General features: G+C 57.7%; 17 protein-coding genes. 9 read left to right on the top strand and 8 right to left on the bottom strand.

All coding sequences use genetic code 11. The features are described 5' to 3' along the window. Positions 1–2 precede the first annotated feature (2 nt). Positions 3–452, bottom strand: coding sequence for a DUF3693 domain-containing protein (locus tag ACVOLI_RS06585; RefSeq protein WP_481534017.1), 450 nt, complete (start codon positions 450–452; stop codon positions 3–5). 137 nt (positions 453–589) lie between these two features. On the opposite strand from ACVOLI_RS06585, the gene ACVOLI_RS06580 reads away from it, so the two are divergent. The 8 genes from ACVOLI_RS06580 to ACVOLI_RS06545 all read left to right on the top strand — a co-directional run bounded on the left by ACVOLI_RS06580 (position 590) and on the right by ACVOLI_RS06545 (position 6,553). Continuing rightward, positions 590–766 carry a hypothetical protein gene (locus tag ACVOLI_RS06580; RefSeq protein WP_481534016.1) on the top strand — a complete coding sequence of 59 codons (177 nt, stop codon included), beginning with the start codon at positions 590–592 and terminating at the stop codon, positions 764–766. Between the two features lie 340 nt (positions 767–1,106). Next, positions 1,107–2,060 carry a rolling circle replication-associated protein gene (locus ACVOLI_RS06575; protein ID WP_481534019.1) on the top strand — a complete coding sequence of 318 codons (954 nt, stop codon included), beginning with the start codon at positions 1,107–1,109 and terminating at the stop codon, positions 2,058–2,060. After that, positions 2,057–2,353 carry a single-stranded DNA-binding protein gene (locus tag ACVOLI_RS06570; protein WP_481534015.1) on the top strand — a complete coding sequence of 99 codons (297 nt, stop codon included), beginning with the start codon at positions 2,057–2,059 and terminating at the stop codon, positions 2,351–2,353. The genes ACVOLI_RS06575 and ACVOLI_RS06570 overlap by 4 nt, the downstream gene beginning before the upstream one ends. 243 nt (positions 2,354–2,596) lie before the next feature. Then, positions 2,597–2,836: a hypothetical protein gene (locus ACVOLI_RS06565; RefSeq protein WP_481534014.1), complete on the top strand. Its 240-nt coding sequence runs from the start codon at positions 2,597–2,599 to the stop codon at positions 2,834–2,836. Between the two features lie 130 nt (positions 2,837–2,966). Beyond that, positions 2,967–4,439: a virulence factor TspB C-terminal domain-related protein gene (locus tag ACVOLI_RS06560; protein ID WP_481534013.1), complete on the top strand. Its 1,473-nt coding sequence runs from the start codon at positions 2,967–2,969 to the stop codon at positions 4,437–4,439. Positions 4,440–4,446: 7 nt separating this feature from the next. Continuing rightward, positions 4,447–4,764, top strand: coding sequence for a DUF2523 family protein (locus ACVOLI_RS06555; protein WP_481534012.1), 318 nt, complete (start codon positions 4,447–4,449; stop codon positions 4,762–4,764). Next, positions 4,761–5,936 carry a zonular occludens toxin domain-containing protein gene (locus ACVOLI_RS06550; RefSeq protein WP_481534011.1) on the top strand — a complete coding sequence of 392 codons (1,176 nt, stop codon included), beginning with the start codon at positions 4,761–4,763 and terminating at the stop codon, positions 5,934–5,936. Before ACVOLI_RS06555 ends, ACVOLI_RS06550 begins: the two co-directional genes overlap by 4 nt. Next, on the top strand, positions 5,933–6,553 hold the full coding sequence (locus tag ACVOLI_RS06545) for a TraX family protein (protein ID WP_481534010.1): 621 nt from the start codon (positions 5,933–5,935) through the stop codon (positions 6,551–6,553). Before ACVOLI_RS06550 ends, ACVOLI_RS06545 begins: the two co-directional genes overlap by 4 nt. 675 nt (positions 6,554–7,228) lie before the next feature. Here ACVOLI_RS06545 and ACVOLI_RS06540 read toward each other — a convergent pair. Continuing rightward, the gene (locus tag ACVOLI_RS06540) at positions 7,229–7,582 is read right to left on the bottom strand and encodes a hypothetical protein (RefSeq protein WP_481534009.1); all 354 of its coding nucleotides are present in this window, start codon (positions 7,580–7,582) and stop codon (positions 7,229–7,231) included. Positions 7,583–7,762: 180 nt separating this feature from the next. Here ACVOLI_RS06540 and ACVOLI_RS06535 point away from each other — a divergent pair, with 180 nt between their 5' ends. Then, a complete protein-coding gene (locus ACVOLI_RS06535) occupies positions 7,763–8,014 on the top strand; it encodes a DUF3653 domain-containing protein (protein WP_481534008.1) in 252 nt (83 codons plus the stop codon). Positions 8,015–8,047: 33 nt separating this feature from the next. Here ACVOLI_RS06535 and ACVOLI_RS06530 read toward each other — a convergent pair whose 3' ends face one another. The 6 genes from ACVOLI_RS06530 to ACVOLI_RS06505 form a co-directional block, all read right to left on the bottom strand. Then, positions 8,048–9,205: a zonular occludens toxin domain-containing protein gene (locus ACVOLI_RS06530; protein WP_481534007.1), complete on the bottom strand. Its 1,158-nt coding sequence runs from the start codon at positions 9,203–9,205 to the stop codon at positions 8,048–8,050. Next, complete coding sequence (locus ACVOLI_RS06525) at positions 9,202–9,486, bottom strand: DUF2523 family protein (RefSeq protein WP_481534006.1); 285 nt, start codon at positions 9,484–9,486, stop codon at positions 9,202–9,204. The genes ACVOLI_RS06530 and ACVOLI_RS06525 overlap by 4 nt, the downstream gene beginning before the upstream one ends. Next, positions 9,479–10,528, bottom strand: coding sequence for a virulence factor TspB C-terminal domain-related protein (locus ACVOLI_RS06520; protein ID WP_481534005.1), 1,050 nt, complete (start codon positions 10,526–10,528; stop codon positions 9,479–9,481). Before ACVOLI_RS06520 ends, ACVOLI_RS06525 begins: the two co-directional genes overlap by 8 nt. A gap of 286 nt (positions 10,529–10,814) precedes the next feature. Further along, positions 10,815–10,946 (bottom strand): hypothetical protein, encoded by a 132-nt coding sequence (locus ACVOLI_RS06515; RefSeq protein WP_481534004.1) that lies wholly within the window; start codon positions 10,944–10,946, stop codon positions 10,815–10,817. 282 nt (positions 10,947–11,228) lie between these two features. Then, positions 11,229–11,510 carry a single-stranded DNA-binding protein gene (locus tag ACVOLI_RS06510; RefSeq protein WP_481534003.1) on the bottom strand — a complete coding sequence of 94 codons (282 nt, stop codon included), beginning with the start codon at positions 11,508–11,510 and terminating at the stop codon, positions 11,229–11,231. 13 nt (positions 11,511–11,523) lie between these two features. Then, entirely contained in the window at positions 11,524–12,552 is a 1,029-nt protein-coding gene (locus ACVOLI_RS06505) for a replication initiation factor domain-containing protein (RefSeq protein ID WP_481534002.1), read from the bottom strand. Positions 12,553–12,570: the final 18 nt, after the last annotated feature.

Below are 12,570 nucleotides of genomic sequence, written 5' to 3'. Positions count from 1 at the left end.
GCTCATGCCTCAATTTCCCCCGAATCCTTAGGAGGCCGGGATGGTAGGTGAGAAGTGAGCCAGATCCAGATCCATCTCAATCGGCCCATCAGCCATTTCGCATAATGTATAGACGGTGCTGCTGAAACACCGGATTCCGCTGCCTGTACGTGCACAGGGGAGGCGAGGCCAACCCCCATCACTAGGGCTATAGCGGTAGCGGCCAGCTTGCGCCATACGGCCTTTTCTTCGCGACTGATGGCGCGTGCCTCCCCAATAACTCCAAGCACTCTTGCGAGTGGCACTCCGGTAAGTCCCGCCAACGTCGCGCACACGACCGGATCGGGGTGCGAAACGTTTTTTCTGTAATTGCTTATTGCAGACGGCTTGACGCCGAGACGCGGCGCAAGGTCCTTGTCGTACTCAACCCCGCACACTTCTTTTGCTTTGTCAAGCAAAGAATTTACGTCCATTTCGATTCAAGCCTCTTGAATTATTCGATTCAAGGGTATTGAATCACGCCGTCGATCCAAGGGTCTTGGATTGATCCCGCCCCGGTCTCCCCTAGAGCCGGGAGCGGGTTCTAGGGCTAGGGGGTAGGGGAGGGGTCATGGAAGTTTCCGAACAGGATCTGGCCGCGTATGCGCTGAGCAAGCAGCTGCCGACCATCTATTCGCTTGAAAGCAACTACGGAGCCATCGAGCTTGATTCAGAACTGCGTGATGCAGTTGTCGCGGCTCTGGCACCGATCCTCCGTCGCCGCTATCTCGCTGGCGGTTCCAATTGATCGCCGTCCTCTCCGTGATCGCGCTCACGTGCTTGACGCTCGGCGTAGTTGGTCTGATCGACTGGGTATGCAGCCGTCGCGCTGCGCGCATTGATTCCTGGTACCGCGCTGCTCGCCTTGTTGCCCAGGCACGTGCCGAGGTGCGCCGTGGCTGACTTCATGTTCCTTCTTGCAATTGGCGTCCTCTGCCTCGTGCTTGGGCTTTGGATCATGCGTGGTGCCTCTCGTGGTTGAGTCCGAACCCTATCGCTATCACGGCACGTTCTGCGGCAATTGCGGCAAGCCTCGCAAGCTGCATCACGCTGATATGTGCAAGCCGTGCCATTCGCGCTTGCAGTCGATGATTGATGCGAACTCTGCTGCTCACAAGCCGCGTACTGCGCTTGATGAGTTCGACGCGTCTGTGGGCCACATGCGTGGCATGCAGCACCGCACTGAGGAAGCCTCTGAGCGCATCCACAAGGCCAAGCACAACGGCTCTGCGTCTCTTGCTGACTACTACGCAGCGGGTCCGGTCGCATTGAGTCCAGAGGGCCAGCGCGAAGCGCTGGCCCTTGGGCTTGTCCCTTATAAAACAAGTGGTCAAGACGCGCCGAAGACAGGCCGCGTATCCATCGAAATAGACCCACTGCTGGCACGGGCGCAGCGGTTGAAAAAGTCTGTCATCACGTCCGCGAGACTTCACAATGACGAAGCGAAAGCAACGGGTTTCCGTGGCGCGTGGTACATGCTCACGCTCACCTACCGAGACGGATGCAATAGCGGCCCTCGTGACATTAGCGACCTTCTGCGAGCGATGCGGGGCCACTTCAATGTCACTCGATCCCGCGCCAAACGGTTTGCGGGTCAAGTTTTCCGTTACCTCTGGGTGGGAGAGCTCACCCAGCGCGGCATCCCCCACTATCACATTCTGATCTGGATCCCTCAGGGGATGTACTTCGGCAAGATCGATAAACGTGGTTGGTGGCCTCATGGTTGCACCAACATGAAGAAGGCCCGCAACGCAGTGGGCTACCTCGCTAAGTACGCAAGCAAGTTCACCAGCCTTGTAGCTGGACAGTTCCCTAAAGGTTTCCGCACGCATGGCTGCGGTGGCCTGAATCAAGAATCCAAGCGCGAACTGCGCTACTGGAAAGCACCCGTCTCAGCACGCGAGATCCTCGGCGTTGCTGCCGACATTCGCAAAGCGCTTGGCGGGTGGTTCGACAAACTCACCGGTGAATTCTGGCCCTCACCGTGGCGAGTAACCATTTTTGGCGGCCGGATAATCGCTTGGAAGGTGATAGAGCTATGAAGATTCAAATTCTTTCGGACAACGTGTTGGTCAAGTCGATTCCCGCTCGCGGTGATCGTGCCGCTATGCAGTTCAATGAGCAGGTTGCAGCAATCATTGATCCGAGTGGCGGTTTCCCCAAGCCGTTCAAGGTTTCCTTGCAGGCCGGTGAGCACCCGTATCGCCCAGGCTTCTACACGTTCGATCTGTCCAGTTTCGTCACCGACGAATACGAGCGTTTGAAGATCGGCCGCGACGTGAAGCTCGTTCCGCTTGCTGATGACAAGCCGGTTCCGGCTCCGGCGAAGGGCTAACCCATGTCTGACCAGCCGGAATCGCTCTACGTCGTTGGCTGCGCACCCGAACACGTGCAGCCGGATGGGGTGTGCGCGGTTCCGGTCTGGATGCCATACCACCAGCCAATTCTTCCGCCCCTGGACTTGGCAGATGGGAGTTTGGTGGCCTTCGCCATTGTTGGCGTTTGGGCTGTCGGCTTGAAAGCGCGTCTCGTATTCCGCGCGGCGCGTATGTAGGGGCATCAACCCAAGAGGTGTTTTATGAAGAACGTGATCAACGCAACCCGTCGTTTCGCTGCCACCGCTGGCGGCAAGGTCGCTGCCGGTGCTTCGGCCCTGATGGCATCGGGCGCTGCTTTTGCGAGCGGTGGTGGTTCCCCGGGTGCCGCCATTGCTGGCGAAATGGCTGGTGGTAAGGCCGATGTGATGCTGGTGATTGCGGCAGCCGCAATCATCCTCGGCGCTCTGATCGTGTGGGGCTACGTCAAGAAGGCTCGCTAATCGGCGGGGCAGGGGATCGGGAGGGGCGCACCGTCATGGTCGCCCCTTTTTATTTGGAAGGAGGGGATATGGGTTACTTCATCATCATCGCAGTGTGTGGCGCGTGCTGGCTTGCGTTCGAGGGCATGTGATGAATCTCGCAAGGATCTTTGCCAGCGCTATAGCCCGTCGCGTCGCGGCTGTTGTCGTCGCTCTGGTACTTGGCTGGCTGGGTATCGGCGCTGCCAAGGCACAGGATTACAGCAAGTGCTTTTTGCCAAACGCTAATGGTGATAGCAGCTTTGTTTGTCCGACGCAGCAAGATGCGTATGAGATGGTCAACAAGGTTGCGTCCAACAACGCTACCGAGTGGAAAAATCCGGCGCAGCACTACCCCGAATCTCGCGTTTACGTGGTTTTGTATCGCGGCGTGGGTGGCAATCAGGAGGCCCGGCGTTACTACCCCGGAACGAATCCCTGCGGCGCGGGCAAGGTTTGGAATGAGAAGGGAAAACAGTGCCAAACGCCGTGCACTAGCGTAGCAAGGCCTCCAGCTACGGTCCCGCGCTCGCCCCTTACAGGCTCTCTCGGCTGCAATACAGGTTGCGTCGTCAACTATTCAAATAATGGCGATGACACAAGCACCGTTACAACTACCGGCGCAATGTGTGGGCCAGATTTCAAGAATGAATGCCCTACCGGCTCATTCTGGAATGGGGCAATGGCGCTCTGTCAGCCATTCGAGCCAACCTGCCCTCAGGGGCAGGTAAAGAAGGAAGGCGTGTGCGTTCCTGAGGGCAAATGCCCTGCTGGAATGATTGCAGTCCAGGGCACTACGCCGGGCGCCGTTCAAACCGGTGAGCTGTATTGCAAAGCTGAAGCTAGCGAGTGTCCTGCAGGAACAATTAAGGCACCGGCTACCGGTAAGTGCATACCCGGTGAAGGGCAGTGCGCTGAAGGCGAGGCGCGCCGCGATAACGGTACATGCGGCAAGGATTCTGACGGCGATGGTAAAGCCGATGAGGACGATGACAACCCGGACAATGACCCTGAGAAAGACAGTGCGTCTGGTGGCGATAGTTGTGATTCCCCTCCGTCATGTTCTGGCAATGCCATCGCTTGCATGCAGGTGAAGATTCAGTGGCGCATTGATTGCAACACTAGGCGCGCTGCAAACATTAGCGGTGGAACGTGTGACGCTGTGCCGATTTGTACTGGCAAGAAATGCGATGCGATGGAGTATGCCCAGCTGATGCAGCAATGGCGTTCGACGTGCGCACTGGAAAAACTTGCCAAGAAGGAAAGCGGCGAGACAGGTACAGATGGCACCGACGCAAACAAAAATGGCGTTGCGGATGCTCTGGAAGGGCGCGTTGGAACCAGCGAAAGTGAGACACCAACGGTCACGAAATTTGGTGCTCGTTTCTCTCTTTCCGTAATCAAAGAAGACAACATTTTTGGCGGTGGGTCTTGTCCCGAGCCGCCTAGCTTTCAGTTGATGGGGCAATCCATTAGCGGTGCCGATTTCCCTTATTGGTGTCAGGCAATGGCGATCCTTCGTGCGCTCATCCTGATCTTTGGCGCTTATACGGCGGTGAAAATTTTGATGGGTTGGGGGTTCTGATATGGGCATGGTTGCTGATTGGATTCAGGATGCTGTCAAGCATCTTATGGAGAAGGTCAAGGGTGCCGCTCACGGCATCGCATCGCAGGCGCTTGCCACGTTCGGCCTGACTATCGTGACGTGGGATCAGATCTTGCCGAACCTTCAGGCGTTCGTGGTTCAGCACGCCAGCGGTATTTCCGGGCAGGCAGCGCAGCTGCTTGGCTATCTCGGAGTAGGGCAGGCTATTTCTATGGTTCTTTCGGCCTTGACGGTCCGTATGGCGTGGAAAACGTTCATCGTCCCTAAGACGGTTGCCGACACCCTTACCGGAGGTTCGTCATGATTTACTGGTACACCGGCCAACCAGGTCACGGCAAAACGTTGCACGCGATTGACCGCCTTCTCGAATTCAAGGATCAAGGTCGTATTGTCTACGCGTGCAATATCCGTCAATTCGACTACTCCAAAACCGGCGTGCTCCCGATGACGCCAGAGCAGTTCTGCGACTGGCCGAACTTCCTGCCTGACGGTGCTGTCGTGCTTGTAGATGAGGCCTATGAGCATGGCATGCTGCCCAAGCGGCCACCCGGCTCCAAGGTACCGCACCATGTTGAGCAGCTGGCAAAGCACCGCCATCGCGGCTTGGATTTCATCTTTGTCAGCCAGTCCCCGGACAAGCAGTGTGATCAGTTCGTTCATGACCTGATCGAACGGCATATTCACGTTCGTCGTCGCTTCGGCACGAAGTTTGTGCACCTGCGTGAGTTCGACAGGTTCGAAGCACAGGCCGAAAAAGCAACGCCGTTGGTTGTTCGGCGCAAGGCGCTGCCTAAGCGGCCGATGGGCACGTATCAGTCCACGGAGATGGACACCACGGAGCGCAAGATTCCTTGGTACTACATCGCGCTTCCAATCCTGACGGGGCTTGGCTTGTTCTTGATGTACTACACGTTCGGCAACATGGGGAAGCGGCTGGGCGGCGAGGATGCGGACGCTACGGTAAAGGCAGCGAATGCGGCTGCGACACGCGACGGAGCGTCAGCGACGGCGAGTGGCGCAGCCAGCACCAAGCGTGTAACCCCGGCGGAATATGCCGAGCGATTCTTACCGCGTATCCCATCGGAGCCGTGGAGTGCACCTGCATACGATGATGCCCTGTCATTGCCGAGCGCATCGCCGCGGTTGTTCTGTATGTCATCCATGGGTGGGCAGAATGCCCAGGGCAAAGAAGCTGAGCCATCCTGTACGTGCCTGACGGAGCAGGGCACCAACTATGTGCTCGATGAGCCGACCTGCCGCTTCGTAGCTCGTCGTGGTCAATACGAGCCTTACCGTGATCAACGCGACGATCGTTTCGTTGATGGTCCAATGCAGATGGAGCGGGCGAGGGAGGACCTTTCCCAGCGCAGGGAGTCTGTATCGATCGAACGGGGCCAGCGCAAGTTGGGTACGTTCCCTGAATCGCCCGGCTACAACACCGCCACAACGGTGCCTTCTACGGATTTCCAGCTATGACCAGCGGCGGACGCGAATTGCTGAAATGGTTGGCCGTTGTGCTGATGACTGGTGACCATGCCGCCAAGCTGCTCTATGGCGATTACGTCCCGGTGGTCAGCGAGTTGGGCCGCATTGCTTTCCCTGTGTTCGCCTTGGTCATGGCCTATAACTTGGCGCAGCCGGGCGCTGACGTTGGCAAGTCGGTGAAGCGGCTTTTCGTTTGGGGCCTGATCGCTCAGCCGGTCTACGTGTGGGCCTTTGATGCGTTATTGCCGGTCAACGTACTGCTGAGCTTCGCGTTGGCCGCTGCGTGCGTCCTGTGCGCCCAGAATCGACGCTGGTGGTCGCTGCTGGTGTTGGCAGTGCCAGCGCCGCTGCTGGTGGACTACCAGTGGTCAGGCGTCGTGCTGGTGGTCGTGTGGTGGTGGCTGTTCTCGACCAAGCGTGTTGATAGCCATTTCTGGCTGGGTGCCGCTGCCTTCGCGCCGTTGTGTTTCTACAACGGCAACCTGTGGGCGCTGCTTGCGCTACCAGTGATGGCCGTCGCCCAGCTGGATCTACGCGTACCCAGGACACGATGGGCCTTCTACGGTTATTACGTTTTGCATATCGGGTTGTTGGCCGCTTTTTCCTGATCGCGGATCTGCCCTGCAGAAAGGGCTGTCTGGAAACCATTGCGCTGCAAGGGTTTCGGCAGCTTTCTAAAATTTACCGATCGCAAATGCGCCAGGCACTTGGGCTGTAGGGGCCAAGCCCCTACGGATTGCTCGCCCTATTTACGTGATTCGTCACTAAATTGGTCGAGCTTTCCTCTTGTATGATGCGCGTTCATATCCAGCAGGAAGCCGGGATGTACAGGGGAATTTTTGCAGTTGTTCTGTTGGCGTTGTCTGGCGGCGCGGCAGCGCAACAGGTCTACAAGTGCGTCGAGCGCGGTAAGCCAGATTCGTATCAGTCACATCCTTGCGCGAACGGTCCTGCGGCTAAGGCTTGGGACGCTGTGCCGGATCAGGAGAATCCGTATCTACGGGCGCGGCTTGCCCAGATGGAACGCGAAGTTGCGGCCCGCCGTGCAGCACAGCGCCCGTACGTTGCTTCTGTTGGCGGGGGCGGTGGTGGTCGCGCTACAGGGGCGACGATCCGAACTACGGGTTCTAGCTACGCTTGCGAGAGTGCGAAGCGGCAGCGAGATGTTGTTTACAACGCTGCAGGTACTAGGCGCTCTTTTGCTCTTTCCAGTGCCTATGACAACGCGGTTCAAAACGCATGCAAATAGGGGGTGCAGGGGCGTTGCCCCTGCGTTGACGCCGTTATCCAGCCCGCGTTCCGAAGTGGCGTTCCCGCCATTCGCCCAGGTCCACGACAACGACCTTGACCAACGACTGCTGACGCGCTTTTCGCGCAGCGTTCCTTTTCCGTGTCGCGTCACGTAAATCAGAAGCATCGGCGCGCCACAGCAGGCCGCGCAGCCTGCGTTCTGGGATCCTTTCGCCGCTTGGGGCGATCAGATCTCGTCCTGCCAGACGCCAGCCAGCCCATGGACCTGTCAGGGCGACGTGGTTGTCGATCACGCGCCGGTAGTAGTCGCTGGCGCAGCTGTTCGGGCATTGCGTTCCCGGTTCCCAGCACGGTGGACGGCTGTCCAGGTTGTAGGTGTCGCTCATGCCTCAATTTCCCCCGAATCCTTAGGAGGCCGGGATGGTAGGTGAGAAGTGAGCCAGATCCAGATCCATCTCAATCGGCCCATCAGCCATTTCGCATAATGTATATTATGTTCGGATTGTTCGGACAATGGCTGGCACGGCTTGTGCAGCCGCTTGGGATCTTGACACGGAGTCTGCAACATGCGTAACCGCAAACTAACCGGCCCTTGGGCCGGTTTTTCGTTTAGGTCAGGTCGATTGGTCACACCCGAGGGCCGCGAGCTACTGCCGGAGGATCTGGCGTGGCTGAGCCTGACAGCTGCACTGGCCCAAGAGTACCGGCGACTGCTGGATCAGGAAAAGCAGCTTGCCAAGGGGGAAATCCGCCGATCAGCGGAGCCATGCCCGGTGGTCCCATTGATACCGGCGCTGAAACGCTCTGCACGCGTGTGAGGCGTCCACCGTAGGGGCTTGGCCCCTACACCCCTACATGAACCCCGGACGAGCCTGCACGGTGCTGTAACTTTCCGACTTGTAAGCCTCATTCTCGGGGAAAGAGCCCAGCGCACGATCAGCACGCCCAATGACGGAACCAGAAACGCCCGCAGCCCTTGATGACGAAGCACCCGCCGACGAAGAACCGACCGGAGCCTTGTACTCATGGTAGACGTTGAACGGCAACGGACCTTCGATCAGTGCCAGGCATTCGTGACGTGCCATATCGATCTGAAAACCTTCAGTGCTGAAACAGCGGCAACCCCGATCACTCGAAACACAACCAGCCAAAGACGGAGCCGGCTGGGTGTTAATCTGGGCGAACGCCTGCATGCCCGGCAACAATTGAGGATCGGAAGTAACCGGAGCGCCCGGCGCAGGGGCCAGCAAGCTGGCCTCCTTCTGCGCCGGCCCCTCCTCCGGTTTTTCTTTGCCCTTTGGTACGAGAAAATGCCATAGCGCCCAAAGGACCAGAAGCGTAACAACAAGCTTCGACAGACCCGCGACTACCTTCTTAGGAATTTTGAACTTGTGGCTGGCCGTGTGCAGCGTGGCGCTTTTGTACTTGCCGTAGAGATCCTTCGGATAGGTCCAAATCTCTTCTTCAGCCTTTTCCCGCTGACTCTCATCATAGGGATCAACTTGCACCCGAGGCCATTGCAAGACACCTGCAGCTTGCAAACCCATGCCGCGATTCATATGGGTGTGGGAGCCAATAAGCGACCGCACCTGGTGGTGGATCTTGCTGGGCCATTGCGTAAGAAAAACGAGATCAAAGCCACGATGGCGATGGGTTGACATCGCACGAATGCGCAGATCCGCCGACTCTCCCGGCTTACCCGTTGAAGGGAACAAACTCCCATAGCGCTCAAGCCCCGGCGTATTGCCATCCGCGTGAGCTTCGTCGTAGACAACATACGAGCCATCCGGGAGCTTGGTCCAATCGTTGTGCTCCGGCAGCTTTTCTACCCACGGATAAGCCTCGGGATTTTCCTCTGTCGTAGATCCAGAAATGTTGCTGAAGAACCTGCGAAGCTCTTCCTTCCCATCCGCATTGGCCTTGCGGTTGCGCTCGTATTCCTCGCGCATGATGAACATCGCACGTAGAGACTTGCCATTACCCGGTTGCCCGGAAATCAAATACATCATTCAGTAGCCCTCTTAATCCCCGCACGCGTTGCGCCCATTGCCGCACGCGTCAGCATCGCAGTCCCCATGATCGACAAAGCCTCGCCAAAGCCGAAAAGCAGTGCGACGGAAAGAACATCACCACCGATACCGCCGATCTTTGATGCTGCCGTATTGAGTGCAGTAGTGATTAAAGGAAGTGCAACAGCCCCGGTAACGAGTGATAGCCCTGCCCCACCAAGCACACGAGCCACACCCTCACCAAACAAATTTTTCAGCAATACGGAGAGCCAATTAAGCATCCTTGGTCCCCCTTATCCCGCCAATGATGAACCCAGCAATGATTGCAGCCAACGCAACGATCACAGGGCGCATCATGGTGGCGAATTGGCATATGCCATCAAAGGAAAATTCAGGCGACGCACTCTGTCCGCCAAGAGAAACAGAGAAGGAAACCGGCGAAGGACAGGATCCACCACCAAGACCGGCGCTCCAAGACTGTTCGTAATCGGCAGGTTCCTCTTCTTCCCAAGGAACCTCAGGCGCCTCTTCTTCAGGCGGCTCGGTCTTAAACCACTCAATGAAATCACAAACGACTGTTGCCCATCCGCAGAACGAGGGCCATGGCGAACCATCATCAGTGGCAGTGTCGTCATCCAGATTCGGAGCTGGCTTTGGATCGGAAGGAGCATAGCCCTCACGCTCTTCCAAGCGCCGCTGCAACTCATCACCTTGCTGCTGCAATTCGGGCGTCATGATTGGCCGACCAGTACGCGGGTCTGTCAAAAGCGAATCAACAAGGCCCGGATTACCTTTGATCGCGTTGCCAAGATCGTCATCTGAAACCGCTACCGGAGGACTAGAGGGATTCGAATTTTGATGATTACTGGTCCAGCCAGACACTGGACGCATAATCATAGATTCAAGGTATGAAGAAATCTTTGCACCATCCTCAATTCGAGTGCACCAGTAATAGCGACCACCATCAGCACCCACTCCGCCAACGCCACACGGTGGCTTCTGAGTCGGGTTGATCATTTGAGTTTGCACAAATCCAAGAAGCTGCCCAGGTGCATTTGCGCAATGGAATTGCCCATCTTTGTACATGCAATAGGCTTTCTGCCCAAGCTGCTCCTGCTCAACACCGGGAACAACTACCTGATCCTGCAACTCACCAATAGCCCACCCTGCCGCATCTACTATCCCCTCAACCGCTAGACCAACAGCTGCACCATAGACACCTCCACGAATTGCCTTGCGCGCAAGACCGCCGAGCGTTGACGAACTCAATGCACCCGTAGTAGTCGCATACTCAGCAGCACCAGCAGCGGCACTGCCTGCCATCTGAGAATCAAACCATGCTGCCCACTCGGTTTTTGTCGCCCAACGGGTACTACCATCCGCGTTTTGCCCCATACGCACATACCCCGTTGATTGAGGCGATACACGAACCTTTCCAGCTGCGTATACAGACGCAATGCAAGTGGAAAGCAAGAGCGCGGCGAAAAACCACCTCAATCGGAAAAGGTGATGTACAGCGCGAGAATTCCGACGCATAGCACGAACCATCCCAACATAAGACCTCCAAAGAAAAAGGGGGCCAACTGGCCCCCTCCCCTGCGACCTGGCATCAGCCGAAGATCGCGCCCTTCAACCACTTCCAGCCCACCGAAGTAGCCGCCGGCAGCAGCTTTGCTGCACCGATAGCAGCCACACCCGCGGTGATCAGGGCGATGGCTGCAACTGCGTCACCAGTATCCATTTCTAACTCCTTCTATAGCGCCCAGCTTGAAAATAGAGAGCAGTTCCGCCGGGAAAAGAACCGCTCAATACCACATAGTTAGTCCCTCGTAGTTCTGCCCAGAAGCTTGGCTCCCCACGCGACCGCAAGCGGAACAGCTGCGGCACCGAGAAGCTGCAAAACATCAGTCATCGGAATGTCGGGCAAGAGCGTCGGAACAGGAACCCACGCCTGTACCGCACACGTGGCGGTCTGTGGGTCGAACTCGACACACTGCAAGACGTGAGGCTGCGTTGGCATCAGTTAGGACTTCACTGCCTTTACCAGCACCGCGTACTTGGAGAAGTTATGCACGCCCTTGTTGATGCCCACCATCGCGGCGGTATCCATGACGTACTCACCCACCGGCCATGCGGCCTGACCGTCCTCCAGACGCACGTCGTACGGGTAGGCGAAGCCGCCCGCCTCCACCTTCGCCTTCTGCTTGCGCGTGGTGTACTTGCGTTCCTTGCCACTGTCGTCTTCGAAGACGCCGCTGCGCTCTTCGACCTGGGCATTGAGGATGGTGACTTTGATCAGTTCCATGGTTTTTCCTTGGTTATGCCCGCGATGGCGAGCTATCGACATGCCCCGAGGGGGCGAAAAGAATTGCGGTGAGCAGCTGTGCGGTGTCCTCTGGACGCGGGCACCACGGCGGCAACTTGGCTCGGGCGGTACCCACGATCAGCCGGGCCAGCGTTGATTCATCGCCACCCGATGCATGCAGCATCGCGTTGACCATCGGCCCGTACTGGCGCCGGAAATTCATCACTGCGCGGGTGCAGTTGGCGAGCAGCTTTTCAGTTGCGATACGCAGGCGTTCGCCAATGCCGCCAACAAAGTCGAGCACCGGATACGCGCCGACCAGGTACGGTGCGGGGTCAACGAGCATCTCCAACGGAAGCTCACGCCGGTTGCTGGCGTGAAACTCGCCTTCGTAGCGCACCCATTCGGATGCCACGTTCCCCTGCTCCCTGCCCTTCTCGTATACGCGCAGCTGCTGCTCAGACTTGCGACTGCCGACATAGAACGTCTTACCGGTGCGGTTGCCCATATCGTCGATCAGGCGGGCTTTGGGACGCTGACCACGACGGTCGAAACCGCCTTCGTTGTACCGATCGATAGCCCACTGAACGGGCCACTGGCCGAGGAAATCATCTGCCGCTATATCGACGCGCGTGATCCGCGCATCGCAGATGCCCAGCAGTGAAGCGAGCGACGACCACCGCTCCGCATGGTCATCGCCACTGCTGGCTTCAAATAGGCGGCAACCATCACCTGTCAATTCCAGCCGACCGGTGTGGGTGCCATCTTGTCGAATGGTGTTGAGGCCGCCGAACTCCAGCAGACCTACATGCTCGCCACCAGCGCGCAGGGCCACGCGCCAGTTGTAGAAGCGGCCACGGGATGGATCGCCCAACTCAAACAGACCGGGGAAGAAGTGATCCGCCAGTGCCTGGGCGACAGGTCGAACGCAGGAACCTATCGGACCATCGAGGTCATCCAAGACCGCTTTACGGTCATCGACCAGCCCGTGGACCTCAAGAACAGAAATCAAATCGAACGATGCAGCCAGCCAGTCAATCACTACCCCGATCTGTTCATT

This window comes from Stenotrophomonas sp. STEN029 (assembly GCF_056760015.1).
This window is presented reverse-complemented; position numbering and strand designations above follow the sequence as displayed.

Coding starts and splice junctions, on each gene's coding strand:
- ACVOLI_RS06585 (WP_481534017.1), bottom strand. CDS start 452: ATGGACGTAAATTCTTTGCTTGACAAAGCAAAAGAAGTGTGCGGGGTT.
- ACVOLI_RS06580 (WP_481534016.1), top strand. CDS start 590: ATGGAAGTTTCCGAACAGGATCTGGCCGCGTATGCGCTGAGCAAGCAG.
- ACVOLI_RS06575 (WP_481534019.1), top strand. CDS start 1,107: ATGATTGATGCGAACTCTGCTGCTCACAAGCCGCGTACTGCGCTTGAT.
- ACVOLI_RS06570 (WP_481534015.1), top strand. CDS start 2,057: ATGAAGATTCAAATTCTTTCGGACAACGTGTTGGTCAAGTCGATTCCC.
- ACVOLI_RS06565 (WP_481534014.1), top strand. CDS start 2,597: ATGAAGAACGTGATCAACGCAACCCGTCGTTTCGCTGCCACCGCTGGC.
- ACVOLI_RS06560 (WP_481534013.1), top strand. CDS start 2,967: ATGAATCTCGCAAGGATCTTTGCCAGCGCTATAGCCCGTCGCGTCGCG.
- ACVOLI_RS06555 (WP_481534012.1), top strand. CDS start 4,447: ATGGTTGCTGATTGGATTCAGGATGCTGTCAAGCATCTTATGGAGAAG.
- ACVOLI_RS06550 (WP_481534011.1), top strand. CDS start 4,761: ATGATTTACTGGTACACCGGCCAACCAGGTCACGGCAAAACGTTGCAC.
- ACVOLI_RS06545 (WP_481534010.1), top strand. CDS start 5,933: ATGACCAGCGGCGGACGCGAATTGCTGAAATGGTTGGCCGTTGTGCTG.
- ACVOLI_RS06540 (WP_481534009.1), bottom strand. CDS start 7,582: ATGAGCGACACCTACAACCTGGACAGCCGTCCACCGTGCTGGGAACCG.
- ACVOLI_RS06535 (WP_481534008.1), top strand. CDS start 7,763: ATGCGTAACCGCAAACTAACCGGCCCTTGGGCCGGTTTTTCGTTTAGG.
- ACVOLI_RS06530 (WP_481534007.1), bottom strand. CDS start 9,205: ATGATGTATTTGATTTCCGGGCAACCGGGTAATGGCAAGTCTCTACGT.
- ACVOLI_RS06525 (WP_481534006.1), bottom strand. CDS start 9,486: ATGCTTAATTGGCTCTCCGTATTGCTGAAAAATTTGTTTGGTGAGGGT.
- ACVOLI_RS06520 (WP_481534005.1), bottom strand. CDS start 10,528: ATGGCAGGCAGTGCCGCTGCTGGTGCTGCTGAGTATGCGACTACTACG.
- ACVOLI_RS06515 (WP_481534004.1), bottom strand. CDS start 10,946: ATGGATACTGGTGACGCAGTTGCAGCCATCGCCCTGATCACCGCGGGT.
- ACVOLI_RS06510 (WP_481534003.1), bottom strand. CDS start 11,510: ATGGAACTGATCAAAGTCACCATCCTCAATGCCCAGGTCGAAGAGCGC.